The sequence below is a fragment of the Streptomyces sp. NPDC006365 genome (genome assembly GCF_042870755.1).
In the GTDB taxonomy this organism is placed as follows: domain Bacteria; phylum Actinomycetota; class Actinomycetes; order Streptomycetales; family Streptomycetaceae; genus Streptomyces; species Streptomyces xiangluensis.
The window spans coordinates 806,100-832,674 of the sequence record NZ_JBIAHS010000001.1 but is presented as its reverse complement, the minus strand read 5'-3'; the positions used below and the strand labels follow the sequence as shown (position 1 = coordinate 832,674).

General features: G+C 70.5%; 25 protein-coding genes. 6 read left to right on the top strand and 19 right to left on the bottom strand.

From position 1 onward, the window contains the following. Positions 1-86: 86 nt before the first annotated feature. Together ACFYO0_RS03870 and ACFYO0_RS03865 are read right to left on the bottom strand one after the other, a co-directional pair. On the bottom strand, positions 87-1,334 hold the full coding sequence (locus ACFYO0_RS03870; RefSeq protein ID WP_388670062.1) for an MFS transporter: 1,248 nt from the start codon (positions 1,332-1,334) through the stop codon (positions 87-89). A gap of 418 nt (positions 1,335-1,752) precedes the next feature. Further along, the gene (locus ACFYO0_RS03865) at positions 1,753-2,235 is read right to left on the bottom strand and encodes a MarR family winged helix-turn-helix transcriptional regulator (RefSeq protein WP_388670059.1); all 483 of its coding nucleotides are present in this window, start codon (positions 2,233-2,235) and stop codon (positions 1,753-1,755) included. Positions 2,236-2,311: 76 nt separating this feature from the next. Between ACFYO0_RS03865 and ACFYO0_RS03860 the strand changes: the two genes are divergently transcribed. Next, on the top strand, positions 2,312-2,443 hold the full coding sequence (locus ACFYO0_RS03860) for a hypothetical protein (RefSeq protein WP_388670056.1): 132 nt from the start codon (positions 2,312-2,314) through the stop codon (positions 2,441-2,443). Positions 2,444-2,608: 165 nt separating this feature from the next. Here the strand turns inward: ACFYO0_RS03860 and ACFYO0_RS03855 are convergent, their stop codons facing one another. Then, positions 2,609-4,021, bottom strand: a complete 1,413-nt coding sequence (locus tag ACFYO0_RS03855; RefSeq protein WP_388670053.1) for a cytochrome — start codon at positions 4,019-4,021, stop codon at positions 2,609-2,611. A gap of 152 nt (positions 4,022-4,173) precedes the next feature. On the opposite strand from ACFYO0_RS03855, the gene ACFYO0_RS03850 reads away from it, so the two are divergent. Beyond that, positions 4,174-5,607 carry a glutamine synthetase family protein gene (locus tag ACFYO0_RS03850; RefSeq protein WP_388670050.1) on the top strand — a complete coding sequence of 478 codons (1,434 nt, stop codon included), beginning with the start codon at positions 4,174-4,176 and terminating at the stop codon, positions 5,605-5,607. 1 nt (position 5,608) lies between these two features. Then, complete coding sequence (locus tag ACFYO0_RS03845; protein WP_388670047.1) at positions 5,609-6,757, top strand: amidohydrolase family protein; 1,149 nt, start codon at positions 5,609-5,611, stop codon at positions 6,755-6,757. Here the strand turns inward: ACFYO0_RS03845 and ACFYO0_RS03840 are convergent. Then, positions 6,731-7,771 (bottom strand): Lrp/AsnC family transcriptional regulator, encoded by a 1,041-nt coding sequence (locus ACFYO0_RS03840; protein WP_388670044.1) that lies wholly within the window; start codon positions 7,769-7,771, stop codon positions 6,731-6,733. The genes ACFYO0_RS03845 and ACFYO0_RS03840 overlap by 27 nt on opposite strands. 166 nt (positions 7,772-7,937) lie before the next feature. Between ACFYO0_RS03840 and ACFYO0_RS03835 the strand changes: the two genes are divergently transcribed. After that, a complete protein-coding gene (locus ACFYO0_RS03835; RefSeq protein ID WP_388670041.1) occupies positions 7,938-9,215 on the top strand; it encodes an amidohydrolase family protein in 1,278 nt (425 codons plus the stop codon). Further along, positions 9,215-10,789: an AbgT family transporter gene (locus ACFYO0_RS03830; RefSeq protein WP_388670038.1), complete on the top strand. Its 1,575-nt coding sequence runs from the start codon at positions 9,215-9,217 to the stop codon at positions 10,787-10,789. Before ACFYO0_RS03835 ends, ACFYO0_RS03830 begins: the two co-directional genes overlap by 1 nt. A 50-nt stretch (positions 10,790-10,839) precedes the next feature. Here ACFYO0_RS03830 and ACFYO0_RS03825 read toward each other — a convergent pair whose 3' ends face one another. From ACFYO0_RS03825 to ACFYO0_RS03795, 7 genes are read right to left on the bottom strand one after another with little or no spacing between them, the layout of a single operon-like run. Continuing rightward, a complete protein-coding gene (locus tag ACFYO0_RS03825) occupies positions 10,840-11,637 on the bottom strand; it encodes an alpha/beta fold hydrolase (protein WP_388670035.1) in 798 nt (265 codons plus the stop codon). Then, positions 11,634-12,710, bottom strand: coding sequence for an LLM class flavin-dependent oxidoreductase (locus tag ACFYO0_RS03820; RefSeq protein ID WP_388670032.1), 1,077 nt, complete (start codon positions 12,708-12,710; stop codon positions 11,634-11,636). Before ACFYO0_RS03820 ends, ACFYO0_RS03825 begins: the two co-directional genes overlap by 4 nt. Beyond that, positions 12,707-13,732: a 4-hydroxy-2-oxovalerate aldolase gene (gene dmpG / locus ACFYO0_RS03815; RefSeq protein WP_388670029.1), complete on the bottom strand. Its 1,026-nt coding sequence runs from the start codon at positions 13,730-13,732 to the stop codon at positions 12,707-12,709. Before dmpG ends, ACFYO0_RS03820 begins: the two co-directional genes overlap by 4 nt. Continuing rightward, on the bottom strand, positions 13,729-14,667 hold the full coding sequence (locus ACFYO0_RS03810; RefSeq protein WP_388670862.1) for an acetaldehyde dehydrogenase (acetylating): 939 nt from the start codon (positions 14,665-14,667) through the stop codon (positions 13,729-13,731). The genes dmpG and ACFYO0_RS03810 overlap by 4 nt, the downstream gene beginning before the upstream one ends. 2 nt (positions 14,668-14,669) lie before the next feature. Further along, positions 14,670-15,470, bottom strand: coding sequence for a 2-keto-4-pentenoate hydratase (mhpD, locus tag ACFYO0_RS03805; RefSeq protein ID WP_388670026.1), 801 nt, complete (start codon positions 15,468-15,470; stop codon positions 14,670-14,672). Continuing rightward, positions 15,467-15,802, bottom strand: coding sequence for a ferredoxin (gene fdxA, locus ACFYO0_RS03800; RefSeq protein WP_388670023.1), 336 nt, complete (start codon positions 15,800-15,802; stop codon positions 15,467-15,469). The genes mhpD and fdxA overlap by 4 nt, the downstream gene beginning before the upstream one ends. 1 nt (position 15,803) lies before the next feature. Next, on the bottom strand, positions 15,804-16,826 hold the full coding sequence (locus tag ACFYO0_RS03795) for an NAD(P)/FAD-dependent oxidoreductase (RefSeq protein WP_388670020.1): 1,023 nt from the start codon (positions 16,824-16,826) through the stop codon (positions 15,804-15,806). A 179-nt stretch (positions 16,827-17,005) separates the two neighbouring features. On the opposite strand from ACFYO0_RS03795, the gene ACFYO0_RS03790 reads away from it, so the two are divergent. Continuing rightward, on the top strand, positions 17,006-17,953 hold the full coding sequence (locus tag ACFYO0_RS03790; protein WP_388670017.1) for an ABC transporter substrate-binding protein: 948 nt from the start codon (positions 17,006-17,008) through the stop codon (positions 17,951-17,953). Here ACFYO0_RS03790 and ACFYO0_RS03785 read toward each other — a convergent pair. From ACFYO0_RS03785 to ACFYO0_RS03750, 8 genes are all read right to left on the bottom strand, one after another. Next, on the bottom strand, positions 17,889-18,347 hold the full coding sequence (locus tag ACFYO0_RS03785) for an acyl dehydratase (RefSeq protein ID WP_388670014.1): 459 nt from the start codon (positions 18,345-18,347) through the stop codon (positions 17,889-17,891). The genes ACFYO0_RS03790 and ACFYO0_RS03785 overlap by 65 nt on opposite strands. Beyond that, a complete protein-coding gene (locus ACFYO0_RS03780; RefSeq protein ID WP_388670010.1) occupies positions 18,344-18,910 on the bottom strand; it encodes a MaoC family dehydratase N-terminal domain-containing protein in 567 nt (188 codons plus the stop codon). The genes ACFYO0_RS03785 and ACFYO0_RS03780 overlap by 4 nt, the downstream gene beginning before the upstream one ends. Continuing rightward, entirely contained in the window at positions 18,907-19,632 is a 726-nt protein-coding gene (locus tag ACFYO0_RS03775) for an IclR family transcriptional regulator (protein WP_388670007.1), read from the bottom strand. Before ACFYO0_RS03775 ends, ACFYO0_RS03780 begins: the two co-directional genes overlap by 4 nt. Positions 19,633-19,897: 265 nt before the next feature. Further along, positions 19,898-20,755: an alpha/beta fold hydrolase gene (locus ACFYO0_RS03770; protein ID WP_388670004.1), complete on the bottom strand. Its 858-nt coding sequence runs from the start codon at positions 20,753-20,755 to the stop codon at positions 19,898-19,900. Beyond that, positions 20,752-21,714 carry a catechol 1,2-dioxygenase gene (locus tag ACFYO0_RS03765; RefSeq protein ID WP_388670001.1) on the bottom strand — a complete coding sequence of 321 codons (963 nt, stop codon included), beginning with the start codon at positions 21,712-21,714 and terminating at the stop codon, positions 20,752-20,754. The genes ACFYO0_RS03770 and ACFYO0_RS03765 overlap by 4 nt, the downstream gene beginning before the upstream one ends. Then, entirely contained in the window at positions 21,711-23,072 is a 1,362-nt protein-coding gene (locus ACFYO0_RS03760) for a M20 family metallopeptidase (protein ID WP_388669998.1), read from the bottom strand. The genes ACFYO0_RS03765 and ACFYO0_RS03760 overlap by 4 nt, the downstream gene beginning before the upstream one ends. A 115-nt stretch (positions 23,073-23,187) precedes the next feature. Then, positions 23,188-24,447 carry a Rieske 2Fe-2S domain-containing protein gene (locus ACFYO0_RS03755; RefSeq protein WP_388669995.1) on the bottom strand — a complete coding sequence of 420 codons (1,260 nt, stop codon included), beginning with the start codon at positions 24,445-24,447 and terminating at the stop codon, positions 23,188-23,190. A gap of 308 nt (positions 24,448-24,755) precedes the next feature. After that, the gene (locus tag ACFYO0_RS03750; protein WP_388669992.1) at positions 24,756-26,420 is read right to left on the bottom strand and encodes a TlrC/CarA/OleB/SrmB family ABC-F type ribosomal protection protein; all 1,665 of its coding nucleotides are present in this window, start codon (positions 26,418-26,420) and stop codon (positions 24,756-24,758) included. Positions 26,421-26,575 lie beyond the last annotated feature (155 nt).

The window sequence follows — 26,575 nt, the reverse complement described above, 5'->3', positions numbered from 1 at the left end:
CCCCCGCGAGGTGTTGAAACGATGAAACGCCCGCTAATACATCGGATTTGACTGGCCGAGTCGGCCGTGGCACGAGTGTCGACGGGTCAAGTACGACTCCCGACCCCTTCCGGTTGGCGCCCTGACGTGTCGTCATGCCGAGGCAGGAGGAACGGCGTTGTGAGGATCAGGAGTCCGGCGATCGCGATCGCGGTACGGGGGCCGGTGAAGCCGGCCAGCAGACCCCACAGGGCGGTCAGGGCCGCGACGGTGAGTTTGCTGGTGATCGACCACGCGGACAGGGTGCGGGCGACCCGGTCCGTCGCCGTCAGTTCCAGCCGGTAGGTGGCATACACGGGGTTGAACACGCCCATGCTGGTGATCAGCCCGAACTCGACGGCGATGACGAGCACGAGTCCAACGGTGCCGGGGCGGACGAAGGCCAGCCCGAGCAACCAGCACGCGCGCAGCGTCCCGGCGGTGAGCATGACCCTGTGCCGCCCGAACCGCGCGACGAGCGGGCGGGCCAGTCGTGAGCCGATCAGGCCGCCGACGCAAGGCGCGGCGAAGGCGAGGCCGTACTGCCATGGCGCGAATCCGAGGTCACCGAGCATGAGGACGGCGAGCACCGGCGAGGTCGCCATGATCAGGCCGCTGACGAGGATCGTGTTGAAGAACAGCGGGCGCAGCGCAGGGTGGGCCAGGATGTACCGCCACCCTTCGAGCAGGTCGCCGGCTCTGAGCCGGCCCCGTGCGCCGGTTCGCGCGGGGCGCGGCTCCCCGCCGCCGATCGCGCGGATACCCATGGCCGAGAGCAGGTAGCTGACCGCGTCGGCGATCACGGTCATCACCGGGCCGAACAGCCCGATCGCGGCCCCGCCGAGCGGCGGTCCGAGCACGGTGGCGGTCCAGGTCGTGGACTCGAACCGCCCGTTCGCGACGAGCAGGTTCTCCGGCGGTACCAGTGCCTTGAGGCAGGCGCCGCTCGCCGTGGTGAAGGTGATGTCGGCCGCGGCGACGACGACCGACACGATCAGGAGTTGGACGAAGCCGAGCCGGCCGAGCGCGTAGGCGGCCGGGACGCTCATCAGTGCCGCGAACCGGATCAGGTCCATCGCGACCATCACAGGGCGCTTGCGGCGGAACTCCACCCAGGGGCCGAGCGGCACCGCTACCGCCGCGCCGACGGCCAGTCCCGTGGCTGCGAGCGCCGACACCTCGGCCGGGCCGGCGTGCAGCACCGTGATCGCGATCAAGGGGAACGCGTCGAACGCCAGTCGCGTGCCGAACGTACTGACCGCGTACGCCGCCCAGAGCCATCCGAACTGCCGCCCCAACGGGCGCCCGACCGCCATGTCCTGTGCACCCCCGCTACTTCGCTGGACCAACGTCGCGTTTTGATCAGCGAGATCCAACCGAGCGGGGGCCGAGCGGTCAAACAACCGCTCGGCCAGGAAGCGACAACCGCGTGTTGTGCCACGAGGTCGGTGCGCTGGCGCTCCGCTGGGAGAGCGGTTTGAAGCTGCGGGTTTGTGGGTGGCTGGTCGCTCCCCCACTCTCGGCTTCTCCCCCACTCTCGGCTCCGCTCGAGCGGGGGGACCCCATGAGCGGGGACCCCCATGAGCGGGGGACGCCCATCGCGGCGGAGCCGCACATTGATACAGCCCCGCGCCCCTTCGGGGCGCTACCCGAACCGGACTTCGGCAAGTTCGCCAGCGGCAACGACGCGTGAGCCGCAGCCATCAGGCCAGGGCGGCAAGGGCAACAGTCGTCTCAGGAACCCAGGCGTCTCCACGCCCGCTGAAGCAGAGTCCTGAGCAGTGCCGCCTCCTCGCCGCCGAGGGCCGTCACGATGCCCTCCTGCTCCTGCTCCACCGCCGCCGTCCAGCGCCCGAGCGCCTCGTTGCCGCGCTCGGACGCGAAGACCAGCACGCGTCGCCGGTCCGCGTCATCCACCCGGCGCAGGACGAGGTTGAGGGACACCATGCGGTCGACCACCTTGGTCAGGGTGAGGGCCGACAGCAGTGCGAACTCGGCGATCTCCGTCATCGCGTGGCCGGCGCCGTCGCCCAGGAACGACAGCACGCGCCACTCCTCGAGAGTCGCGCCCTCCGCCTTCAGCGCCTCACCGAGCCTCGATACGACGCTCCGCTCCACGAGCGTGAGCGCCCGCGCGAAGTCGAGGTCGGATACGGCCGTCGCCGGGGTCGTCGTCGTCGCCCTGCCAAAGGTTCGTCGGTGTCGTTGCGGCGCCATGGTGACCGATCGTCAGCGAACGGGAGACTGGCCAGATCACATGGAGTGATTCCACGCCTTCGTCAGCGCCGCCGCGATGTGCGCCCTGGGCACCCTCGCGGCCGCCCTCGGACTACGGCTGATGTTCGCCCCACCGGCCACGGCACCCGAGCCCCATGTGCGCGAGACCGGGGAGGTGACACCTGCGGCCAGCGAGGCACGCGCCTGAGCACGGGGGCCCGCCGTCAGCTGCGCTGCTCGATTGGCGGGCCCCTCATCGATCTCGTCGGCGAGCCGACCGAGCCGAGGTCGAGGAGGGGCGTACGGCGGCATGTACGGCGCCGATCATGCAGGTTCCGACCACAACCGCCCACAGCGAGTCCGACTCGGAGCATCAACGGCCCGGGCGGATCAGCCCTGTCAGGTACCGCCAGAGCGATGACCGCTGCCGTGCCGCCTGATCCCGTACGACGACCGTCCCGGCAACCTCCTCGGGTTCCGCGTCGACCGCCGGCGGTTGCTCGGCCGGCGAGGCGAGTTCGTACCGTACGGGCAGCGACCTCAGGCCGCGCATGAACGGGGAGGAGCGCCAGGGCAGTTGATCGGCCGGGAGTGCCAGGTCCAGATGGGAGAACCGCTCGAACAGCCGGCTCACGCCCACCGCCGCGACGGTCGACGCCAGCTCGCGGGCCGGGACCGGGCACTGACGGCGGCCCGCACCCCACGACAGGTGCGCCCGGGTGCTGATCGTGGTGCTCCCGCCCACATGGTCGGCGAAGAGCGGATCGGCGTGCGCGGCGGCCGAGGAGACCCACACCGGGTCACCCGCGCGGATCCTGTAGTTCCCGAGCGGCGTGTCCCTGGCCGCGAACCGAGGCACGAAGTTCACCAGCGGCGGCTTGCGCATGACAGCCCGGTTCATGGCCTCCCTCACCATCCCGGCGGACAGGCTGGCCCGCACCCCGCCCTCACCCGAGATGACCTCGACGACGGTGTTGGAGACGAGGATGCCGACGTGGTCGGACGTCATGCCGAGCAGCATGAACAACTCACGGGCCAGCTCGTCGAGCGAGAGATCCGGGTGCGCGGCCAGCAGGTACGAGGGGAAGTCGTCCCCCGGTTCCTTCAGCTTCGCCGCCGCCAGTTCGGCCAGCGTCTCCAGCAGCCGCTCCAGCGCGGGTTCGGCGTCAGGACCCGCGTCCAGCACACGCCACATGTCCATCAGGGCGTCGTCGCCCTGCGAGCCGGGAAAGCCCAGCAGTTGGCTGGCCACCATCAGCGGCAGCGGTCGCGAGAACTGCGCGGACAGGTCCGCCACACCCGTGGCGCCGCCCTGCGCGATGAGGGTGATCAGCTCGTCGGCGTACGCGGTGACTGCCGTCCTGAGGCGCTTCGCCTGCGGATGGCGCGGGTCCTGGAACGGCTTGAGCGCCACGTCCCACGCCGACCGCAGCGCCCGGTAGCCCGAACCGCCCTGAATCAGCACATGGTTGACCTCCAAGGAGGGCCCGAGCGGCCAGTCGGCCGGCACCCGGCCCTCCGACCGGGCCCGCCAGTTCTCCAGGCCCTTCGGCCAGCCGTCGTCGTCCTGGAGCACCTGGAGGGACTCGCGATATCCCAGCACCAGCCAGGCGGGCACACCGAGCAGATCGACGGGCGCGACGGGGCCGTGCTGCTGCCTCAGCCGTTCGTAGACGAGGGCGGGGCGCGTCTCGTAGTCACGGGTCAGCAGCGGCTGCGCGTTCAGCGCCTCGAGCCGCGTGTCGTCCAGGTCCACGGATGAGCCGTCGCCAAGCTGGGATTCCATCGTGTTGCGGCCCTCCGACACTCCCCGTAACGGCAGGCAACCGTTCGGTTTTGTTACTGACCGGTGGGAGACCATACCTCAGGCCGGCCAGGGCGAGTTGTCCGGGTGCGGTATCTACGTGAGCATCAAAGGAACCTCGCCGAGGAGGACGTATGACCACCCTTGCCGATCCCGTTCCCGGCGGGCGCCCGGGCGACGTCGAGCGGGCCACCGCGCTGAGCGCGGAGCTGTCCGGGCGGGACGTACACGGCGTCGTCCTGTCCTACGTCGACACCGCGGGCATCGGCCGGGTGAAGACGATCCCGCCGGCCCGGCTCGCCTCGGCCGCCGCGTGGGGCGTCGGCATGTCACCGGTGTTCGACACCTTCCTGGCGAACGACTCCATCGTCTCCACGGACGTACTCGGATCACCGGACGGCGACCTTCGCCTCTACCCCGACCTCGACCACCTGGTCGTCCTGTCCGGACAGCCCGGCTGGGCATGGGCCCCGGTGGACCGCATCACCCAGGAGGGCGACCGGCACCCTGGGTGCAGCCGCACCTTCCTGCGCCGGATCATCGCCGACGCCGCCGAGCACCACGGGATCACCTTCAAGGCGAGCATCGAGATCGAGTGGTCGGTCGGTCGGGGATCGGCCGGTCGGGCATCGGCCGGTCACGGATCGGTCCTCGACGACGACTTCGTTCCCGTGACCTCGGGCCCGGCCTACAGCGCCACCCGCCAGGTCGAACTGAGCGACTGCACCGCCGAGTTGATGGCCGCACTGGCCGCCCAGGGCGTCGACGTCGACCAGCTCCACCCCGAGTACGCGGCCGGTCAGTTCGAGATCTCGGTGGGAGCGCTCGACCCGGTGGCCGCGGCCGACCGGAGCGTGCTGGTACGGCAGACCATCCGGGCGGTGACCCAGCGCCACGGCCTCAAGGTCTCGTTCGCACCGGCCGTCTTCGCCGAAGGCGTCGGCAACGGCGGCCACGTCCATCTCTCCGCCTGGCGCGACGGGGTGAACCTGCACTCCGGCGGCGAGGGCCGGTACGGCATGACGGCAGAGGCGGAGTCGTTCGCCGCCGGCCTGCTCGCGCATCTGCCGGCGCTGACGGCCGTGACCGCGCCGAGCCCGGCCGGCTATCTGCGGCTCAAACCCTCGCAGTGGGCAGGGGTGTTCACCGCCTGGGGCCGCGAGACCCGCGAATCCGCGGTACGCGTCATCACCGGCACGGCGGGCCATCGCGACCAGGCGGCGAACCTGGAGGTGAAGCCGGTCGACCTCGCAGCCAACCCGTACCTCGCGCTCGGCTGCCTCATCACCGCCGGACTCGACGGCCTGGACTCGTCCGCGGCCCTGCCCGACGAGATCACCGGAGATCCGGCGCGGTTCACCGCCGAGGAAGCGGCGGGCCGAGGCGTGCGCCGACTTCCGACGTCGCTGGACGAGGCCGTCGAGGAGTTCCGCAAGGACGAGCTGCTCCGCGCCGCGCTGGGACCGGTCCTGGCCGACGCCGTGATCGCGGTGCGCCTCGGCGAGATCGCGGCGGTGGCCGGGCTGGACGACGGGCAGGTGGCGGCGGCGTACCGCTGGAAGTACTGACATGAGCGCCGGACCCGTCCAAGAGACGCTCGCCGCGCTGCGGTTGGTGGACCACCACTGCCACGGTGTCGTCACCGCCGACCCGGACCGCGAGGGCTTCGAGTCGCTGATCACCGAGGGCGGGACGTGGCCCGGGATCTCGCCGTTCGACAGCCCGGTGGGCTTGGCCGTCCGCCGCCACTGCGCTCCCCTGCTGGACCTTCCACGCCACGCGCCGCCCGAGGAGTACCTCGCCCGGCGGGCCGAACTGGGCCGGCGTGAGGTCGACAGGCGCTTTCTCGCCGCCGCGGGCACGGACGTCTTCTGTGTGGACACCGGGTTCGCCCAGGATCGCCTCACCACGCCGCGGGAGCTGGCCGCGGTCGTGGGCGGGGCCGCGTACGAGGTCGTACGGCTGGAGAGCGTCGCCGAGGCAGTGGCGGCCGAGGGGGTCGAGCCGGACGCGTACGCGGACGTCTTCCGGGCGGCCGCGTGGGATGCCGTACGGCGGCCGGGCGTCGTCGCGGTGAAGTCGGTGGCCGCCTACCGCACCGGATTCGACCTGGACCCGGTCCGTCCCTCGGACGCGGAGGTCACTGAGGCGGCCCGGCGGTGGCTCGCCCGCGGCGGCCGGCTGGACGACCCGGTCCTCGTACGGCACTTGTTGTGGACCGCCGTGGACCTCGGACTGCCGCTCCAGCTGCACACCGGCTTCGGGGACAGCGACATCCGGATGCACCGGGTGGATCCGACCCTGCTGACCGACTGGCTGCACCTGGCCTCGGGCACCGTTCCGGTGCTGCTCCTGCACTGCTGGCCCTATCAGCGCCAGGCCGCTTACCTGGCGACGGTCTTCGAGCAGGTGTACCTCGACGTCGGCCTCACCCTGCACTACGTCGGCCCGGCGCGGGCCCGGGCGATCCTCGAGGAGGCGCTGGAGATCACCCCGTTCCGCAAACTGCTCTACAGCTCCGACGCCTACGGAGTCGCGGAGTTCTACCATCTCGGCGCCCTGGCCTTCCGGCACGGCCTGGTGGGGCTGCTTCAGGACCGGGTGGACGCCGACGAACTGAGCCTGCCCGACGCGCTTCGGATGAGCAGGTGGATGGGGCGCGACAACGCCTGCCGCGTGTACGGGCTCCCGCTATCCCACGGAGAGGTCCGGATCTGAGGCGGACGGCTCAGGGCCGTGTGGGTTCCGCAGCGGTACGACGCCCACGCAGCGGCCGTCACCGTCCAGCAGCCGGCCCATGTGCTTGACCGTGCGCAGGACCACGGACCGGTCGCCGATGGTCAGGCGTGGCAGGCGGCGGGAGAGGTGTGCCTCGAAGGTGTGCACGTCGGCCAGCTCACGCAGCCAGACGTCGATGACGAGGTTGTGGGGTCCCGCCGTGATCGCGCACGACCGGACCTCCCGCACACCGGACAGCACCCGGACGGTCTCCGCCAGGTACTGGCCGGGTACGGACGCGAAGTACACCGCGGACAGCGGCCAGCCGGACAGGGGGCGGGCCAGGTCGCAGCGCAGGCTCACCCGTGTGGCGAGCAGCGAGTGGAGTCTGCGGCGGACCGTTGTCAGGCCCGCTTCGGTCACCGCCGCCAGTTCACGCAGGGACATCCGGCCGTCGGTGCCCAGCAGTTCCATGAGCCGCACGTCGAGGCCATCCCATCCTGTGGGTTCGACCGCGGCGGGTGGCGCGGGCAGGGCCGCCTCGATCCTGGCGCACTGGAGCGAGTCCAGGCTGCGCAGCCTCCAACGGCTGCCCTCGGTGGGCACGCCCGTCGACACATGGGTACGGGTGGCCCGTACACCCGGTGTCGTCTGGAACAAGTATGTGGTGAGGCGGGCGAGTTCGCCGAGGTCCCGGGCGTGCACCGTGGCCACCAGGTCGCGGCCGCCCGCCATGAGCTTCAGGTTCGCCACGGCGGACTCCGTCGCGAGGGCCTGGGCCACGTCCTGAGCCGCGCCGGGCTCCGTGTCGACCTCCACCACCCCGCTCACCACGATCCGGGAGTCGGACAGCCGTGGATAGGCCGTCACCCAGGCCAGACCTGCCTCTTCCAGGCGCCGCCAACGCCGGGCCGCCGTCACGGGGTTGACGCCGAGCACGTCGCCGATCAGCGTCCAGGAGGCCCGGGGGCGGATCTGGAGCGCGTGCACGACGGCACGGTCCAGCTCATCCATCTCGCCCAGTTCCCGGGTGGCACGATCCTGCGCTCCTCCGGGCGGCGCATTCCTGCGCGGTTCAGCGGGATCGAGGCCGAATGCTGCACTGTGACACGGCGTTTTCTTCTGCATTCCACACTCCATTCGCTTGTTTCCCGAGACCGGAGGAGTGATTCCGCCCACCATGACGGACCCCACGAAGCAGGAGACCACAAGGACCGCCCTGCGCGTCCGCAACGCCCGGCTCATCGACGGCACGGGGGCAACCCCCGTGGACGACGCCGTCGTTGTCATCGACGCAGAGGGAACCATCACCTACGCCGGCCCCGCCGCGACGGAGCCCGAGGACACCACCCCGACGCAGACCATCGACGCTGGGGGCCGCACGGTACTGCCCGGGTTCTTCGACTGCCATGTCCATCTCGCCTACGCGCAGGGCTCGCCACCCGGTCGTCGCGCCGAACTCGACCCCGTTCTGGTCACCTTGGACACGGCCACACGGATGCGGCAGACCCTCGACGCGGGCATCACCACGGCCCGTGACGTGGGTGGTCTCTCCGCGGGCTACCGCACCGCCGTCGAGACCGGCCGGATCGTGGGCCCCCGGCTGCACACGGCCGTACGGATCATCAGCCACACCGGTGGTCACGCCGACGTACGCCTGCCCGACGGCACCGATCTGAGCGCGGCCATGTCGGAGATCGCGGACACGGCCGACGCGGCCCGGCTCGCCGTGCGTCGTGTCCTGCGGGACGGCGCCGACCTGGTGAAGATCTGCGCCACGGGCGGCATGGGCAGCCCGTACGACCAGCCCGACGACGAGGGCCTCCTGGAGGAGGAGATCCGGGCCGTCGTGGACGAGGCCCGGCGGCACGGGGGCAAGCCGGTCGCCGCGCACGCCCAGGGCAACGCGGGCATCGTCAACGCCATCCGGGGCGGTGTCACCAGCATCGAGCACGGCTACGGCCTGGACGAGCGGGCCCTGGAGATGGCGGGCGAGCGCGGCACCTTCGTCGTACCGACGCTGTCCACCGTGTACGCCGGCATCAACAAGGACACGATGCCGGACTACCACTACCAGAAGAAGGTCCGCTGGTCCGGGCTGACCAAGGAGAACATCGCCCGGGCCATCGCGTACGGCGCCCGGATCGCGCTGGGCACCGACGCCGCCGTCGGTCCGCACGGTGTGAACCTGATGGAGCTCAGCTATCTGGTGGACCTGGGCATGGACCCGATGGCCGCCATCGTCGCCGGCACCCGCACCTCCGCCGAACTCCTCGGCGTCGCCGACCGGTTGGGCACGCTCACGGCCGGCCGCACCGCCGATCTCGTCATCTGCGACGGCGATCCGCTCACGGACATCGGCGTCCTCGGCGATCCCGCCAACATCGTCTGCGTCGTCCAGGACGGCGTGATCCGCAAGGACCTGCTCCCAGCGGCCCCGACCGGAAGGCAGCCCTGATGTCCTCCTCATTGACCGGCCTCCCCACGCCGGACAGCAAATCCCCGGACCCCGAGCGGCGCGGCACCCTCGACCGGGTGCTCTCGCTGATCGAGCGGGCGGGCAACGCCCTGCCCAACCCGATCGTCCTGTTCGCCTCGCTCTTCGTGATCCTGGGTCTCGTCTCCACCGCCCTCGCCCTCGCCGATGTCTCCGTCGACGTCCCCGGCACCGACGACACCAAGCCGATCGCCGGACTGTTCACCGGCGAGGGAGTGCGCTGGCTGGTGGAGAACCTGATCCCCAACTTCGCGACCTTCCCGCCGATCGGTGCCGTACTGGTCCTGATCATGGTGGTCGGGCTCGCGGAGAAGGTGGGCTTGCTGGAGACCCTGATGCGGGCCACGCTGGCCCGGGTGCCGCGCGCCGTGCTGCCGTACGCGGTGGCGCTCATCGCCAGCCAGGCGCACATGATGAGCGACGTCGCCGCGATCGTGCTGCCGCCGCTGGCCGCTCTGGTCTTCAAGAGCGCCGGACGTCACCCCGTCGCGGGTCTCATCGGCGGCTTCGCCTGCGTGACGGCGGGGTATTCCGCCGGCTTCACCATCGGCTCGCTCGACGCCCTGTACGTCGGGATCACCCAGCAGGCGGCCTCGGTGCTCCCGGCCGCCGACGGACTCGACATCCATCTGCTGATCAACTACTTCTTCACCGCGGCGAGCAGCATCGTGCTGGCCCTGCTCGGCGGATTCCTCATCAGCCGCGTCCTCGAGCCACGACTGGGCACGTACGAGCCCTCCGCCGACGAGCCCGAGCAGCACAGCCTCGCCCTCACGCCCGTCCAGCGCCGAGGTCTGCTCTACACAGGCCTGGTCGTCCTGCTCTACCTCGGCGCGGTCCTCACCCTGTGGCTGCCGCCCGGCGCGCCGCTGCGCGGTGAGGGCGGGGCCTTCGTACCCTCGCCGCTCCTCAGCGGCATCGTCCCGGTCCTCTTCGGGGCCTTCCTGCTGGCGGGACTCACCTACGGCATCACGGTCAAGAAGGTCACCAGCACCGAGGACGCGGTGACCGCCGTGACCGACTCGGTGAAGAACATGTCCGGCTACATCGTCATGATGTTCGTGGCCGCGCAGGTCATCGCGCTGTTCACCTGGTCCAACGTCGGGGTGCTGCTGGCGGTGAAGGCCGCCGCGCTGTTCAACTCCACGGGAGTGACCGGCTTCTGGGCGATCGTCGTGTTCGTCCTGCTGGCCTCCTGCCTCAACCTCTTCATCGTCTCCGGCTCGGCCCTGTGGTCCCTTGTCGGCCCCGTCTTCGTCCCCGCGTTCATGCTGATGGGCATGAGCCCGGCGCTCAGCCAGGCGGCCTTCCGTATCGGCGACTCCGCGACGGGCGCCATCACCCCGATGAACCCGTACGTCTTCCTCATCCTGGCCATGCTCCGCCAGTACGAGCCTGAGGCCCGGCTCGGCACCCTGATCTCCCGGCTCGCCGTCTTCGTGGTGCCGTTCATGGTGGTGTGGCTGGCGATCCTGGGGATCTTCTACGGATTCGATCTGCCGCTCGGGCCGGGTGCGCACATCGGCCTCGAGTGACCGAGGACAGGCCTCAAGTGACGGGGTATCGGCGGCCGCGAACGATCGGGCTACGTGGTCGCCGCCACCCATTCCAGGACGACCTTCGAGAACGGCTCGGGCTGTTGCTCCGGGAACGGGACATGGCCGCCGGACAGGACGCGGGTCTCGCATCCGAGCCTCGCGGCGAACTTCTCCAGTCCGGGCAGCGAGTAGTGGTCACCCGAGGCGCAGACCGCCAGCGTACGGGCGGTGATGTGGGGCAGGCGTTCGTCCATCACGTAGCGCCGCACCGCTTCGTGGCCCTCCTCCACGCGGTCGAGGACAGTCAGCGCGTCGACCATGAACCGGTTGAGCGCGGCCTCCTCCCCTTCCTGGTAGAAGCCTCGGCGCCGGTTCCACAGCTCCAGCAGGTGCGAGCCGTCGGGTTTCGGGTCGACGTGGTCGACGGGTTTGCGCGTGGCTGCCGTACGCCGTTTCTCCTCGTCGACAAAGGAGGTCGCGGACAGCAGGAGGCTCGCGACCCGGTCCTGGTGGCGGGCAGCGAGTTCGACCGCGATCACCCCGCCCGTGTGGTGCCCGACGAGATGGAAGCGGTCCAGCTCCAGCGCCTCGATCACGGCGTCGGCGGCGTCCGCGAACCGCTCGATCGTGTGCGGCCCCTCGGGTTTCGCGGAGGCGCCGAAGCCCAGGGTGTCCATGGCGATCGCCCGGTGTTCGGCGCCGACCAGGGGCAGTACGTCGAGGTACTCGGTCCAGGAGCGAGGGGTCTGGTGGAGCATCAGTACGGGCTCGCCCATGCCGCATTCGGCATAGTGCAACTGCCCGAAGGGGCTGGGGACATAGCCCTTGCGCAGAGTGGGCGTCATCGGTGACCTGCCTTCGCTGGGGTGGGAGGGGAGGCGGTAGGGGAGAGCGCCGGCAGCACCGAGGCGCCGACGGATTCGATCAGTTCGGTGGGCGGGTCGTACGAACCGACGTGCTGGAGCAAGACGCCGGTGACTGAGGTGGTATGCAGGGCGCGGAGGCGTTCGGTGATCTGCTCGGCGGTGCCGAACAGGCAGAATTCCCGGGCGAATTGGAGGGCGCTCTCGTCGCTGATCCATGCCGAGCAGATCTCGACTGCCCGGTCCCAGTCCTCCGCGTGCACGAGGTCCGGGTAGATGCCTTCGACCCTCGCGGGTACGTCGACCTCGATCCCGGCGAGGGCGAGGAAGGGCGCTCCGCCGTTCTGCGCGATCGAGGCGCAGATGGGTTTGAGCAGCCGGGCTTCGGCCTCGATGTCGTCGGTCACCGCGCAGAACGCGGAGACGGTCAGGGGGATGTCGTCGGCGTTCCGGCCGGCGGCCTCGGCGCCCTCCCGTACGCGGGCGGTAGCTCCCGTCAACGTCCTCGGCGAGACACCACTGAGGAGGATCACGCCGTCGGCGATCTCACCGGCGAGCCGCAGGTTGTTCGGTCCACTCGCGGCCAGGTGCAGGGGTACTTGGGGCTGAGGATCGCGCAGTCGGGAGCGGACCCTTCCCTCGAAGTCCCATTCGTTGCCGTCCAGGAGCGTTCGCAGCATGCCGAGTCCCTCGCGCATCGCCGCCGAGGTGGTCTGGCGCAGGCCGATGGGACCGACCGAGCTGTTGCCCACGCCCAGGCCGAGGGTGAAGCGGCCGGGGGCGAGTTCGGCGACGCTGCGGGCCGCTGACGCGACGACGGCCGGGTGGCGGGTCGCCAGGTTGGTGACCGCCGTGCCGAGGCCGATCTGTTCGGTGCCAAGGGCGGCGGCGGTCAGGGTGGTGAAGACGTCCCGCCACAGCAGCTGGGAGTCCGGGAACCAGACGTCGTCGAAGCCGAGTTGCTCCGCTCGTCGTACGGTCTCGACGACGCGGTCCGCGCGGTCGCAGGGCGGGACGCGGATCCCGATACGCAGCGGGATCCGTTGTGCACTCACGCCCGCTCCCCCGCTGCCGCCAGGTCCAGGGCGATGTCGGTGATCATGTCTTCCTGTCCGCCGACCATTCCGCGGCGTCCGACCTCCACGAGGATGGCGCGGGTGTCCAGGCCGTAGCGGGCGGCGGCGCTCTCGGCGTGGCGCAGGAAGCTGGAGTACACCCCGGCATAGCCGAGGCTGAGGGTTTCGCGGTCGACGCGAACGGGGCGGTCCTGGAGGGGGCGTACGAGGTCGTCGGCGGCGTCCATCAGCGGGAACAGTTCGCAGCCGTGCTGCCAGCCCATCAGGTCGGCGACCGCGATGAAGGCCTCCAGCGGGCAGTTTCCGGCGCCGGCGCCCTGCCCGGCCAACGAGGCGTCGACGCGGGTGCAGCCGTTCTCGACGGCGACCACGCTGTTGGCCACCCCCAGGGCCAGGTTGTGGTGGGCGTGGATGCCGAGTTCGGTGCCGGGGTCGAGGACGTCGCGGTAGGCGCGGAAGCGGTCCCGTACGCCGTCCATGGTGAGCCGGCCGCCGGAGTCGGTGACGTATACGCAGTGCGCGCCGTAGGACTCCATCAGCTTCGCCTGGCGGGCGAGTTCGGCGGGCTCCGCCATGTGGGACATCATCAGGAACCCGGCCACATCCATGCCCAACTCCCGTGCGGCGGCGATGTGTTGGGCGGCGATGTCGGCCTCGGTGCAGTGCGTGGCGATGCGGACGGAGCGGATACCGAGGGCGTGGGCTTGTTCGAGGTCGTGGACGGTGCCGATGCCGGGCAGCAGCAAGGTGGTCGGAGTCGCCTGCCGTACCGCGTCGGTGACCGCTTCGATCCATTCCCAGTCGGTGTGGGCGCCGACGCCGTAGGTGATGCTGGAGCCCGCGAGGCCGTCGCCGTGCGCGATCTCGATCGCGGCGACGCCTGCGGTGTCCAGGGCGGTGGCGATGGTGCGGGCCTGCTCGACGGTGTAGCGGTGCCGGATGGCGTGCATGCCGTCCCGCAGCGTCACGTCCTGGAGGTACAGGGCCGGGGTCGGGGTCATCGCGCGGTCACCTCACGGGTGCGGTGGGCGGCCAGGCGTTCCGCGGTGCGCAGCGCGGCCGAGGTCATGATGTCGAGGTTGCCGGCGTAGGCGGGCAGGTAGTGAGCGGCGCCCTCCACCTCCAGGAACACCGACACCTTCACCGGCGCGGAGCCGGCGGGCACCAGCGCACGCAGGGGGTCGTCGGCGGCGGCCTCCTCGAACTGGACCTTCTGTTTGAGGCGGTAGCCGGGCACGTACGCCTGCACCCGTCCGATCATGGCTTCGATCGAGGCGGTGACGGCCTGCTCGTCGCACTCGGAGACAAGGCAGTGCACCGTGTCCCGCATGATCAGCGGTGGTTCGGCGGGGTTGAGGACGATGATCGCCTTGCCGCGGGCCGCGCCACCCACCTTCTCGATCGCGGACGCGGTGGTCTCGGTGAACTCGTCGATGTTCGCCCGCGTGCCCGGCCCCGCCGAGCGGGAGGCGATGGAGGCGACGATTTCCCCGTAGTGCACCGGGGTGACGGCCGAGACCGCGGCCACGATCGGGATGGTGGCCTGCCCGCCGCAGGTGACCATGTTGACGTTCGGGCCGTCCAGGTGGGTGTCCGCGTTGACCGGCGGCACCACGTACGGGCCGATTGCGGCCGGGGTCAGGTCGACCACCGTGCGCCCGAGACCGCGCAGCACCTCGTCATGGCGGCGGTGGGCACCGGCCGAGGTGGCGTCGAAGACGATCTGCACGTCTGCGAACTCATCCATGGTGACCAGCCCGTCCACGCCCTCGTGGGTGGTGGCGACCTTCAGGCGGCGGGCGCGCGCCAAGCCGTCGGAGTCCGGGTCGATACCGGCCATCGCCGCCATCTCCAGGCTCTCCGACAGCCGCAGCACCTTGATCATGAGGTCGGTGCCGATGTTGCCCGAGCCGATCACGGCCACCTTGGTGCGGATACTCACGACCTGTCTCCCTCCATCGCGAACTCGACCGCCACCCGGCCCAGTTGACTGATACGCGCCTCGAACCGATCGCCGGGCGTCGCCACGGCCATCGGCCCCAGCGCTCCGGTCAGCACCACATCCCCGGCACGCAGCGGATCCCCCATGCCCGCCAGCGTCGAGGCCAGCCAGACGGCCGCGTTCAGCGGGCCGCCGAGGCAGTCGGCACCGGTTCCCTGGGAGACCGGCTCACCGCCGCGGGTCATCGTCATCCGCACGCCGCGCAGATCCAGGCCCATCAGCGGCACCGGCGTACCGCCGAGCACGAACAGGCCGCTGGAGGCGTTGTCCGCGACGGTGTCCACAAGGCTGATGTCCCAGTCGGCGATCCGGCTGTCCACGATCTCCAGCGCGGGAAGCGCGAAGTCGGTCGCCCGCAGCACATCGGCCACCGTGCATTCGCGGTGCGGCAGATCCGCGCCCAGGACCACGGCAACCTCCGCCTCCACTTTCGGCTGCAGCAGCCGTCCAGCCGCCACCCGGCCACCCTCCGGGACCGCCATGTCCGCGAACAGTGCCCCGAAGTCCGGCTGTTCCACGCCGAGTTGGGCCTGCACGGCCGGTGACGTCAGCCCGATCTTCCGGCCCACGACCCGCCGCCCGGCGGCCACGCCACGCTCGACGTTCACCCGCTGCACGGCGTAGGCGGTCTCGACATCACCCGCGGCGAGAAGGGAACGCACAGGCGGGCAGGCCGTACCCGTGCGCCCCGCTTCGACAAGAGTGTCCGCGGCCTTGATCACCTCGGGGGCGGTCATGAGCTCGCCCCGGACGCCCCGGACAGCAGAGGCGACTCGGCGTCGACGGGACCCACCCCGCTCGCACCGCCGGGTGTCCCCAGCGGCTCCGCCCGGCCGGGCAGCACCACCTCGAAGAACTGCTTGTTGTCCTCGCGGTGTTCGGGCTCGGCGCGCCGGTCGACGGTGATCGCCTGCTCGGGGCAGGCGACCTCGCAGGCCCCGCAGTCGATGCACTCCGTCGGGTTGATGTAGAGCTTGCGGGCACCTTCGTAGATGCAGTCGACGGGGCATTCCTCGACGCAGGACCGGTCCATGATGTCGACACAGGCCGACCCGATGACGTACGTCATCTCAGTTCTCCTTCTCGGTGGAGTGCCCGGGGAACAGCTGGGCCTCCGGGTCGATGACGGTGGCGGCGTTGTTCACGGCGGTGGCGACCTCTCCGAAGCCGACGGCGATGAGGCGCACCTTGCCCGGGTAGTCGGTGATGTCGCCCGCGGCGAACACGCGGGGAATGTTCGTTGCCATCCGGGTGTCCACGGCGATGTGCCGGGCCTGGAGGGTCAGGCCCCAGTCCTTGAGCGGGCCGAGGTCGGCGGTGAAGCCCAGGGCGGCGACGACGGTCTGTGCCTTCAGGAGGCGGATGCTCTTGTCGCCGCGGTGCCGGATCTCCGCCTGCTCCAGGTGCGTGGAGCCGTGCAGCGCGCTCACCTCGGAGTCGGTGATGATCTCGATGCCGAGGGTGCGGACCTTCTCCACCGTCGCGCGATGGGCGCGGAACCGGCTGGTGCGGTGGACGAGCTTGACGGACCGGGCGACCGGGGCGAGCATCGCCGCCCAGTCGAAGGCGCTGTCGCCGCCGCCGACGACCACCACGTCGTGGCCGGCGTGGTCGGCGGGGTCCGGTACGAAGTAGACCTGGCCACGGCCGAGGTAGGCGTCGCCCGCCGGGAGGGGTCTGGGAGTGAACGTCCCCACTCCCCCGGTGATGACGACGGCTCCGGCGTGGACCGTGGTCCCCTGGTCGCTGCGTACGACGGGATGTCCGTCCGCGTCGTGGGAGAGCTCGACCGCGCGATGGCCGAGGAGGTAGACGGGCCCGTACGGCTCGGCCTGTGCGACCAGGTTGCCGACCAGGTCGCGGCCGCGCACCGACGGGAACCCGGCGATGTCGAAGATGGGCTTTTCCGGGTACATCGCGCTGATCTGGCCGCCGCACTGGGGCAGGACGTCCATGACCGCCACCCGGAGCCCGCGGAAGCCCGCGTAGTAGGTGCCGTAGAGGCCCGCGGGCCCGGCGCCGATGATCAGGACGTCGGTCTCGATCCGGCGCGAGAGGTCCGTGCTCACCGGCACGTCGGAAAGTACGCTCATGCTCCGGGAGCGTATGGACGGCTCTGATACCGCCCAATGAGTTCGGTCCGGTGAGCAAGACGCTTCGCTTATGCCCGCCCGGGCGGCACTGGGATGGTCGGCGTCCGACGATTTCCCGCCATGGGAGGGCACCTATGTACACGGACAGAAAGCCACGAGCCGGGATCAGGCTCAGCAGCATGACCGCCGCCTGCGCGGCGCTGGTCCTCACCACGGCCTGCACGGCCGGTACGACGGACTCGGCGGGGGTGTCGTCGGCGGGGCAGCCGACGGTACGCGTAGCCCTCGGTGTCGACGCCTCGTACGCCCCGTTCTATCTGGCCATGGAGCGCGGCATGTTCAAGGAGGCGGGCGTCAACGTCGAGTTGGTGAAGACCGAGGGCGGTCCGGCAGCCTCCGAGGCGGTGTCGGCGGGCACGGCGCAGATCGCGGCCAACGCCGACTCCACCGCACTGCCGCTGATGGTCGGCAATCCCGATCTGCGGGCTCTCGGCGTCTTCCAGTCCTCCGGCCGCTACCTCAAGGTCGTCCTGCGCGACGGCATCGACTCCCCGAAGCAGATCAAGACCATGGCGTCGATCGGCGGGCTCGGCCTGTACGCGACGCACCAGTATCTGCGGCACAACGGAATCGATCCGAAGTCGGTGAAGATCCCGCAGAGTTCGCCGCCGGAGATCCCGGGCATGCTGCAGCAGGGCTCGATCGACGCGTACATCCTGTTCGAACCGTGGGCGGCGAAGGGCGACGCGGAGGGCGGTCATATCGCCGGGCGCATCGGTGACTTCGGGGTGACGTACAAGCAGTGGCTGCTGGCCGACCAGAGCTGGCTCAAGGACAACGAAGAGGCCGCCGGTAAGATCTTCAAGGTGGTGGCCGCCGCGGACAAGCTCGTCACCGACGACCTCGACGCCGCGGCGGAGGCCTCCAACGAACAGGTCAAACTCCCCGTGGCGCAGACGAAGAAGGTACTGCCGGAGATCACCTTCGCCGCCCGCGGTATCAACGACACGGATGTCGCCGAGTCGAAGAAGATCGTCGACTTCCTCCTCGCCCAGAACCTGATCAAGAAGTCGCCGGACCTGGGGACTTCTCTGCTGAAGGGCTGGTACGAGCAGAACGCCAAGTGAGTCCGACGTGCCCTGTGACGCAGGGAGTGCCGCCGTCCTTGAGGACGGAGACGTCGAGCGTCACCCTCACTCCCCCGTCGCAGGGCTCGGTCGTACGCACCGTCGCGGTCCAGGTGAGCTTCTCGCCGGCCACGGCGGTCGCCCGGTTGCGCCAGCTCACGGACTCCAGGCGGGCTTCCGGCCCGGCCCACTCCAGCGCATACCGGCTGAGCGTCTCGCCGTGCAGGGTGGACTGGACGACCACGTCCGGGAAGCCCTCCGAGGCGGCGAACTCGGCGTCGTAGTGGATGCGATGGGAGTTCCACGACACTGCGCTGAACCGGAACAGCTGCACCCTGCTGTGCGCGTACACGCGCGGCGGGCAGACCTGCCCGGCGACGAGGGCCGACGTCATGCGGCTGCCCCGCTCTCATCGTCCTTCTCGGCGCTCTTCTCGCCCGGGAGGCCGTCCACCACGCCGTCCAGGACGACGATCGTCTCGTCCACGGTCATAAGGTCCTCTCCGTCCTCAGCGGTGAAGCGGGTGGTGACGCCGAGCAGTACGAACTCGCCCGACCTGCCGCGCCGTTGGTCGGCCGAGGTGACCGCGCGGGCGGCGGTGACGCGGGTGCCCGCGACCAGTGGGCGGCCCAGTCGGACCGACTGCCCGCCGTGCACCTGGCGTACCGGTAGGCCCTGGGTGCAGGGCGACTCCCGTACGGCCAGCCCGTCCGGGCGCAGTTCGTCCTCGGCCGGGCCGTCCTCCCAGCTCAGCGTCCCGGCCAGGAACAGGGCGGGGGCGACGACCTGCTCACCGGCCGCCTCCTGGGCGCGGGCCCGGCGGATGTAGTCCATGTCGTTGAGTGCGGCGGCGTACCGGCAGAAGTCCTTCGCGCCCAGCACGCCGCAGTCCTCGCTCTCCCACTCACCGATCAGCTTCCGGGCCCGGGAGAGCACCTCGTCCAGTAGCGCGGTCACCGCAGCGACCGGCTGATTCCCAGGGCCGCGGTGCGCAGCGCGGTGGCGTGCCCGGACAGGTCCATGCGGTAGGTCGGCCCGGTGATGGACAGCGCGCCGACGAGCGTGGACTGGCTGCCGAAGACCGGCACGGCCATGCTCGTGTAGCCCAGGCGGATCTCCTCGGCCTCGACCGCGATGCCCTCCGCCCGGATCCGCTCCAGCTGGGTCCGCAGCCGGCCCGGCGAGGTGACCGTGTGGCGGGTGAACGGTTTCAGCCCGTTCCTGACGACTTCGGCGAAGAGGGTGGGCGGGGAGAAGGCCAGAATCGCCTTGCCGGTGGCCGTGCAGTACAGCGGCAGGCGGCCCGCCACCCGGGACTCCTCGTTCAGCCCGCGGTGCGGCAGGATCTTCTCCAGGTACACCACGTCGAGGCTGTCGTGGATGGCGAAGTGGATCGTCTCCTGCGTGGCCAGCAGCAGATCCTCCATGTACGGCTGTGCCACCTCACGCAGGATCCGCTGCCGGTGCACGCGCTGGCCGATCTCGAACAGGCGCAGTCCGAGCCGGTAGTCGCAGCCCGCCCGCTCCAGCAGCCCCCAGACGACCAACTCCTGGGCGAGCCGGTGCACGGTGGCCTTGGCCACCCCGGTGCGGCGCACCAGCTCGGCCAGCGAGAGGGCGCTGTCCTCGGCGGTGAACGCCTCCAGAATGGGTCTGACCTTGCCCAGAACGGAGTTCATCGGGTCTGGGCAGGGAGCAGGGCGAGGAATCGCGGATCCGACGGGTCCGATGCCGGTGTGGCCGACCGAGGTGACGGTCATGGGGAGAACCTCCCGATCAATCCATTGCCTTCCGGAGAACGCGGTGCGTACGTGGCTGGAACTGGCCCTCCACGGAACCATGACTGCCTTGATCATGGCTATGAGCCGGGCTGTTAATTCGCGGTGACCGCGAACGCCGGACGGGACGGCGCGCCCGGCGCCGGAGGGGGCCCGCCCCGGTCCGCTATCGCGCCTCGGCGAGGAACGCCAGGCTGAGCGGGTTGTAGAGGTCGGCCTTCTCGTGCTGCGGCCAGTGCCCGCAATCGTTGAAGATCTCCAGACGGGCGCCGGGGATGGCGGCGGCGATGGCTTCGGCCTCCGGGACGTCCCCGAACGGGTTCTTGTTGGCCCACACCACGAGGGTGGGAGCCTTGATCCTGGCCATACGGTCCGGCCGGAGCAGGTTGCGTTCGCGGGTGTCGACCTCCTGCAGGGCCAGCAGGTTGTGCAGGTTCCGCTGGAATTCGGGCTGGTGGTAGATCTCGTACCGCACCTGGGTCAGCTCGTCCCCGAGGTCCTCGTCCCAGTCGGCCCACAGCAGGCGCAGCCGGTCCCGGGTGAGGGAGATGTCGCCCTCCAGCGCGGCGGCCCGCGTCGAGGTCTTCAGCCGCTCCATCACCGTCGGGTTGACCTTCGTACCGCCCATGCACAGCAGTTGCAGGGAGGCGACCCGGTCGGGGTACTCGCTCGCCGCCCAGGACGAGACCCAGCCGCCCAGCGACTCGCCGACCAGGTGGGCGCGTTCGGCTCCCACCGCGTCCAGGTAGGCCATCAAGTGCTCGACGTAGGCGGGGATTTCGCCGGGGCGGTCCGGCTTGCCGGTGTATCCGTGGCCCAGCATGTCGACGGCGTGGCAGCGGTAGCGCTCGGCGTGCGCCGGGATGTTCCGTACGAACGCCTCCAGGTGGCCGGTCGTGCCGTGCAGGAACACCACGTGCTCGCCGTCCTCGGGGCCCGCCTGCAGCGCGCGGGTCTTGATGCCGCCGGCGTCGACGTATGCGTGCCGGTAGTCGATGCCCGACAGTTCGGTCCAGATGCTCATGGCTGCCTTTCCTGGGTGGTGCGTGCGGGGTCGAGGACGGCGACGGCCATGCCGGTGAGCCACTCGGGCATGGGCTCGTACGCCAGTCGGCGGGCGGGTGCGTGGTCGAGCAGGGCCGCCGTGAGCAGCCAGGTGCGCAGCTCCTGCGCTCCGTTGCCCGCCGTCTTCTCCAGCGTCTCGGTGGTGTACTCGGTGATGCGGTGCGTCTGGCCGCGCTCCACCAGGGACAGGAACTCGTCGTCGAACTCGGGGTTGAGCGCCGCCTCGGCGGCCCGGATGATCTCGCGGCGGCGGGCGTCGTAGTCCTGCCAGTCGTCCCGGCCGTTCAGCCAGGCGCCGACCATGAACTCCTCGTCGTCGCCCCGCGGATCGCGCCAGTCCGGCCAGGGCAGCCGGTGCGAGAGTCCGCCGGAGCCGATGACGGCGACCCGGCGGCCCTCGGGGAAGGCGAGCACGGCGTCCCGGATCGCCCGGCCCAGCTGCTCGCAGCGGTCAAGGGTCGGCAGCGGAGGCGCGAAGACGTTCACGACGAGCGGCACGATCTCCACGTCGTCCAGACCGTCGAGCAGGTACTGGATCGCGTGCGACTGGCCGTGGTCGATCTGCAGCCGGGCGGAGAAAGCCACGTCGAAACGGCCGCCTTCGACAAGGGAGCCCGCGATGTGCCGGGCCAGCGGCACGTCCACCGGCTGCGGTCCTTCGGGGGTGCCGGACTCGCCGCTGGCGATGCACTCCCCCACGCCGATCGTGAAGCTGGGGATGAGGTCCAGCCAGAAGCCCCGGAAGTGGTTGGAGCCGACCAGGATCGCCGTGTCGGGGCGGACCGCGGCGAGTTCGTCGCGCGCCGAGCGCAGTGCGTCACGGAACCGTTCGGCGCGGTCCTTGTGGAAGGTCTCCTCCCAGTGGGTGTTCATCAGCGTGCTGTGCGACGCACCCACCCCGAGGACGATCTCGGTCATGCCGGCTCTCCTTCCAGCTGGTGCAGTTCGGCGCGGGAGCGGGTGACGGTGTCGACGGCCGTACGGACCAGATGACGCGTCAGCTTCTCCATGGCCCGTACGGAGACGGTGTTCATCCCCCGGGCGAAGTCGATCTCGAAGGGCGCCTCGTCTGCCGGGACCTTCGGCATGCCGACCCGCACGGTGGGGATGCCGCGACCGCGCAGGATGTTGGCGTCGGTGGCGCCGCTGTTGCCGCGGATCACCTCGTGCTCGCGTCCCTCGAAGGCCTCCCAGCCGGCCGCCGCACTGCGGAAGACCCAGCTGCCCGGATCGGTTCGCGTCCCGGGGATCGCCAGGATCATCTCGGCGGTGACGTCGAGTCCGGGAACCTTGTCCCGGATGGCCTCCAACGCGGCTGCGAACTCCCGCTTGGCCTGCATCGGGGTCGTGTCGGGGCTGATACGCAGGTCCACCCTGAGGGTGCAGGCGGCCGGGGTGACCGCGGCCATGCGGGGCCAGCCGCCGCGTACGGAGGAGACGATGCCCTGCGGTGCGACGGTGCCGTCGGTGTGGCGGTCGGCGTATTCGACGAACCACTCCTCCAGGTGCCGGGCAACCTCGCCGGCGCGGGCGATGGCGTTGTCGTACGGAAGGCGGTGACGCGAGCCGACGTAGGTGTGCGTGCCGCGGACGGTGACCTCGAACCAGGCGAGGCCGACCTCGTCCCAGGAGACCGTCCAGCCGGGCTTGGCGATGAGCGCGTAGTCGGTCCACACCCCCTGCTCGAGGAGGTACGAACAGCCCACGCCCTGCCCGGTGTTGTGCCGGGTGCCCACCGGCCGGGCGTTGGTGGGCATGCCGCCCGCCCCGAACGCGGCGACCAGGTCGCCGGTGAGCGGGACCCCGGCGGCGGTGATCGCCTCGGCGGCCATCATCACGCAGGCGGCGTGGCCCTTGGGGTTGGAGGCCCCGAGGCCGACGACCAGGTCGTCGTAGACGGTGGCCTGCGGGCGCATGTCGTCACGCAACTCCGGGCCGATCCAGGGGAGATCCTCGCTCTCGTCCCCCACGGTCAGGGTGTCGATGGGCGCGTAGAGCATGAGGTCGGGGCCGGTGCCGTCGCCGTCGAGCCGGGACCAGGCGTTGGCCTGGCGGTCGTCGAGGGGCTGGACCGTGGCGTGGCATCCTGCGGCCTTCAGTGTGTCCGCGATGTGCGCGGCGAGTGGGCCCTCGTCGCCTGTCGGGCTCGGGATGTCGACGAGCCCCATGATCAGATCACGCAGCCGGTCCCGGGTGACGTACCGCCAGGCCTCCAGGACCCAGGCGCTGCGTTTGTCGTCGAGCCCGGCCAGGCCCGTCGGCTGACCGCCGCTCATTGGTTGATCCTGTGGACCTGGGTCATCGTGGAGCGCTCGAAGCGCCGCTTGGCCAGGGGGAACGCGATGGCGATCGCGGCTCCGGCCAGCAGGGTGAGCAGGGTACGCCCCATGATCATCCCTTCTTTTCGTTGACGGGTCCGACGGACTGTTCGTTGACGGGTCCGGCGACGCCGACCGCGGCGAGCCTCTTGCCGTACTCCTCCTCGCTGAGGTTCCGCCAGGCGGTCAGCGAGATGTCGGGGCGGTAGAGCTTCTCCGGGGGTGCGTCGGTGACGTCGACCATCCAGGCGTCCTGGCCGGAGAACTGGCCGTGGAACAGCCAGCGGATGGCGCCCAGGTACTTGGCGTAGAACCCCAGGGTCTGCCAGCCCTCGGTGAAGTTGACCATCACCCCGACGTAGCGGTGGTTGTCCGCGTCGACCGGGACGTAGAACTCGTAGTGGATGAAGTTGGGGTAGGCGATGCGCAGCACGCCCGGCATCGACAGGGACGCGAAGCCGGGGAACTCCTGGGCCTCGATCGTCGGGTTGATCTTGTCGGCCTTGCCGGTGTTGCCGATGTTGAAGGTCTCCTTGGGCGGCTGGAGCTTCCACCAGCGCTTGTTGGACCAGCGGCCGACGCCAGGGAAGTCGGCATCCCAGTGGACCTCGTCCTGCACCCGGAAGATCCAGCGGCCCTTGGGCACGATCCGGGTGATGTTCCAGGTCGGCATCGGCTTGAACAGCCGCCAAAGAGCCGTGCGGTGCAGGTACTTGGCGTGGCCCTCGTCGAAGCCGTTCTCGCAGGCGAACCGCCAGTTGCCGCCGCGGGGTTCGATGCGGCCGCCCATGACGAAGCCGTTGGAGACGAGCTCCTCGGGAAGCTGCTCGTCGATCGAAGGCGGCTCCTCGTCGGCGACAGCGATGTACACCCACACCATGCCGAGGCGTTCCTCGACGGGGTACGTCTTCACCTCGACCTTGCCGGTCAGCCGGCAGTCGGGGCCGTCGGTGATGACCGCGCTCAGCTTGCCGGTGGGCAGGTCGAACGTCCAGCCGTGGTACGGGCAACTGACCGTGCCGGGGAACTGCTGGTTGCCCTCGGACAGTGGCACACCGCGGTGGGGGCAGCGGTTGTGCAACGCGTATGCCGTGCCGCCGTCGCGGATCAGCGTGACCTTCTCGCCGCAGATCGTGAACGGGAGCGGTTTGCCGGTGATGTGGCTGGACCAGGTGACCGGATACCAGTAGCCGCGGAAGCCGGTCGCCGCGTCGTCGTAGTGGGGCCAGGACGACCAGTCCTGGCGACCGGGCTGCCGGCCTTGCCGGCCGGCCGGTCTGCGGCCTCCTCGGCCGGCGCCCTTGGAGTCGAGCGCTCCCTCACCCGTCGTCATCGTGCGTGACCTCCTGATGCCTGCCGTCGGAACATGGCATTGAGCATCAGGGGGCGCATCGGATCCGCCTACGGACTCGTTCCGCTGAGCAGACCGCGACCCGGCTCCGCGGCGGGCGGCTTGCTGCGGTTTTCGCCCCCGCCGCCCCTATCCGTCCCATCCTTCTGGGGCTCCGCCAGGGCCCCCGCCAGGGGCCGAGCCCTGGACCCCGCTGGGGGCTGCGCCCCCAGAACCCCTTCGGCCTGAACGGCCTTGTCCTCGAACTCCCCCAGCTACCGCTGGGGGCGCCCCCAGACGGGCTGGGTTGTTCAGCGCCCGACGGCGACGGCTCCCTCGCGCAGTTCCAGCCGGGAGCCGGTGAACCGCGCCCGTATCCGACGGTCGTGGGTGACCATCACCAGCGCGCCCGCGTAGCCGGCCAGCGCTTCCTCCAGTTCCTCCACGAGTGCCGGCGAGAGGTGGTTGGTGGGTTCGTCCAGCAGGAGCAGGTCCACCGGCTCACTGACCAGCCGGGCCAGCTCGACTCGGCGCCGCTGCCCGTACGACAGCTCCCCGACGCGCAGTCGCAACGCCTCCGGGTCGAACAGACCGAGTGACAGCAGCCGGTCGGCGTGCTCCTCCCGGTCACCGGTGCGGCCTTGGGAGAACGCCTCCAGCACGGTCAGTTCCGGCGCCCACGGCGACTCCTCCTGCCGCAGGTGCCCCACTCGCCCGGGCACACTTACCGCGCCTGTGTCCGGCAGCAGTTCCCCGGCCAGGACTCGTAGCAGGGTGCTTTTGCCTGCGCCGTTGGGGCCGGTGACCAGCAGCCGCTCGGCCGGGCCGAGCCGCAGCTCCGGCACGCACAGCCGCCCCTCCACGACCACACCGTCGAGTTCCGCGGCCGGCGCCCCGCCCTGCCCGCCCGCGGTGGCGATACGGCCCATGAAGGACAGCGGATCCGGCGGCGGCGTCACCGGGTTCGCGGTGAGCCGCTCGACGCGCTCCTTGGCGTTGCGGATACGGCTCATCGCGCCGTGGGCACGACCGCGCATACGGAACCCGCCGTGCCCGAAACAGGCCTTCGGCATCTTGCGCGGGATGCCGTCCAGGCGAACCACGCCTGCCTCGGCGAGCCGACGGCTGCGGTCGAGTTCCGCACGCCACTGTTCGTACTGCTGCTGCCGCCGCCGGCGTTCGGCGGCCTTGGCGGCACGGTAACCGGCATAGCCGTTGCCGTGCCGGGAGACGCGACCGCCGTCGACCTCCAGGATCGTGGTGGTGATCCGTTCCAGGAACACCCTGTCGTGGGTGACGGCGACGACGGTGCCGCGATGGGCCCGCAGATGCTCCTCCAGCCAGCCCACGGCCCGGTCGTCGAGGTCGTTGGTCGGCTCGTCGAGCAGCAGCAGCTCCGGCCGGGAGGCCAGCGTCGCGGCCAGCGCCAGCCGCGACCGCTCACCGCCGGAGAGCGTCCCCAGCCGCCGGTCCCGGGGCAGCCCCGGCAGACCGAGCCCGTGCAGCGCGGCATCCACGCGGGCGTCGGCGCCGTAACCGTCGCGAGCCTCGTACTGCTCGGTCAGCCGCGCGTACGCGGCGAGTGCGTTCTCCAGCGCCGCACCCTCGGGCGCCTCGGCCAGCGCGGCCTCGGCCCGCCGCAGCGCCGCCTCGAGCGCACGCAGCTCCGCCAGCGCCAGATCGACGGCGTCCTGGACGCGGGCCTGCGCAGGCAGGTTGAGCGTCTGGGCGAGGTATCCGATCCCGCCGGGCGCGGCCACGGTCATCTCACCCGCGTCGGGTCGCTCCTCGCCGGCGAGGAGACGGAGCAGCGTGGACTTCCCGGCCCCGTTGTCACCGACGACACCGGCCTTCTCACCGGGGGCGAGACTGAAGGAAACCTGGTCGAGCACGGTGCGGTCGCCGTATCGCCTGGTGACGCCGTGCAGGGAAAGCTGTGAGGAATGTACGGAGGGTACGGAATGTGACGCACGCATGGATAAGCCCCTGTTCTCGGCCATGCCGACAGAACGGATTCGTGAGGGCGAATGAGCGCTACGACGGCGGAGCAGAGCTCTACGCGGTCGTGCGCGGGGCGATCACAGAGTTCCCATGGCGACGACCCTACGTGAATACCCAGCTGCCGGGCTAA